General features: G+C 71.9%; 3 protein-coding genes. All 3 read left to right on the top strand.

From position 1 onward, the window contains the following. Nucleotides 1-269 (top strand): DUF1329 domain-containing protein (locus TSO221_RS34665; RefSeq protein ID WP_146209018.1); only part of this gene is annotated, 269 nt, incomplete at its 5' end. A 122-nt stretch (nucleotides 270-391) separates the two neighbouring features. Then, nucleotides 392-1,516, top strand: a complete 1,125-nt coding sequence (locus TSO221_RS34660) for a YCF48-related protein (RefSeq protein ID WP_109122977.1) — start codon at nucleotides 392-394, stop codon at nucleotides 1,514-1,516. After that, nucleotides 1,513-1,732: hypothetical protein (locus TSO221_RS34655; protein ID WP_146209017.1), on the top strand; the 220-nt coding region annotated here is incomplete at its 3' end. The genes TSO221_RS34660 and TSO221_RS34655, both read left to right, overlap by 4 nt.

Below are 1,732 nucleotides of genomic sequence, written 5' to 3'. Positions count from 1 at the left end.
GCGAGTTCTACGTGGACGAGGATTCCTGGCAGATCGCCCACAAGGACCAGTACGACGGCCGCGGCGAGCTGTGGCGCGTGCATGAGCTGTTCCTTATCCAGGAATACGACGAGCACGTCCCGAACTTCGCCGGCAACGTCCTCTACGACCTGCAGGCGCGGCGCTACCTCGTGCACCAGCTCAGCAACGAGGAGAAGCCCGCCAAGTACGGCGTGAAGTACGAGCTCGGCCGCTTCTCGCCGGACTCCCTGCGCCGCGTGAGCAACTGAGGCGGTTTGCCCCCACCCCATCCCTCCCCCGCTTCGCAGGGGAGGGGGCAGAGCGGTGGAGTTCCCTCCCCTGCGGAGCGGGGGAGGGTCAGGGTGGGGGCAACGCCGAAAGGACGTTACCAATGACGATCTCCAATACCCCACCGGTCGGCCGGCGCGTGGCGCTGGCGCTGCTGGCCGTGTCGCTGGCGGCGCTTCCCAAGGTGGCGCGGGCCGGCGCGGACCTGCTGCAAACCCCCGCCCTGATGTCGGGGCGGGCGGCGAGGTCGCTGCTGCTCGGCGTCGCCCGCGCCGGAACGCGCGTCGTCGCGGTGGGCGAGCGGGGGATCGTCGTCTTCTCCGACGATGGCGGGGTGTCGTGGCGGCAGGCCGCGGTGCCGGTGTCGGTGACGCTCACCGCGGTGCACTTCCCGACGCCCAGGTTCGGCTGGGCGGTCGGCCACGACGGGGTGGTGTTGCACACCGCCGACGGCGGCGCCACGTGGAGCCGCCGGTTCGACGGCGACATGGCCAATACGCTGGTCCTGGCCGATGCGCTGGAGCGACGCGATGCGCTCGCGGCCGATCCGAACGCCGACCCGGCGGCCCACGAGGCCGCCGAGCTGGCGGTGGAGGATGCCACGGCGGGCGGCGAGTTCGGCCCGTCGCGGCCGTTGCTCGGCGTGTGGTTCCGCGACGAGGCGTACGGCATCGTCGTCGGCTCCTACGGTCAGGTCTTCCGCACCCGGGACGGCGGGCGTAACTGGCACGCGCTGGGCCGGCGGACCGGCAATGTCGAGGGGCTGCACGTCAACGCCATCGCCGCCACGCCGTCCGACGCGCTGCTGATGGCGGGGGAGGGCGGTCGGGTCTATCGCTCGGCCGATGGCGGCGATGGCTGGGAGGTCTTCGACCTCGGCACTCAGGCGCCGCTCTACGGCGCGCTGGCACTGTCGGACGGCGACCGGGAGGCGCTGCTGGCCTTCGGCTTCGGCGGCCGGATCTACCGGCAGGAGGATGGAGCGTGGTGGGCGGTGGCTTCGCCGACCGGCCGCACCCTGGTGGCGGGAGCGATCCAGGGGGGCACGCTCACCCTCGTCGATTCCGCCGGCGGCACCGTCGTCAGCACCGACGGCGGGCGGAGCTTCCAGGCGAAGACCCCGCCCGGCGCGGTGCCGGTGACCGGCATGGCGGCGGTGGGCGAGGGCCAGTGGATTTTCGTGGGCATGGGCGGCGCGCGCGTCGTCAAGACGAACGGACAGTCATGAGCAGGAAGCACCGCACCGCCACAGACGTCGACCTGGAGCACCACCGCAAGGTCGGGCGGGCCGAGGCGTTCATCGAGCGCTGGCTGTTCGGCCACCGTGCCGCCGTGCTCGTCGGCTTCGCGTTGATCTCGCTGTTCCTCGGCTGGCACGCGGTTCAGCTCCGGCCGATGGCGAGCTTCGAGAAGATGGTGCCGGCCAAGCATCCCTACGTGGCGA

Origin of the sequence: Azospirillum sp. TSO22-1 (assembly GCF_003116015.1) — a bacterium.
Taxonomy (GTDB): domain Bacteria; phylum Pseudomonadota; class Alphaproteobacteria; order Azospirillales; family Azospirillaceae; genus Azospirillum.
Note: the sequence above shows the minus strand (reverse complement) of the source record. Positions and strands in the feature narration are given on the sequence as shown.

Excerpts from the sequence above, each read along its gene's own strand:
- TSO221_RS34660 (WP_109122977.1), top strand. The coding sequence starts at position 392 with ATGACGATCTCCAATACCCCACCGGTCGGCCGGCGCGTGGCGCTGGCG.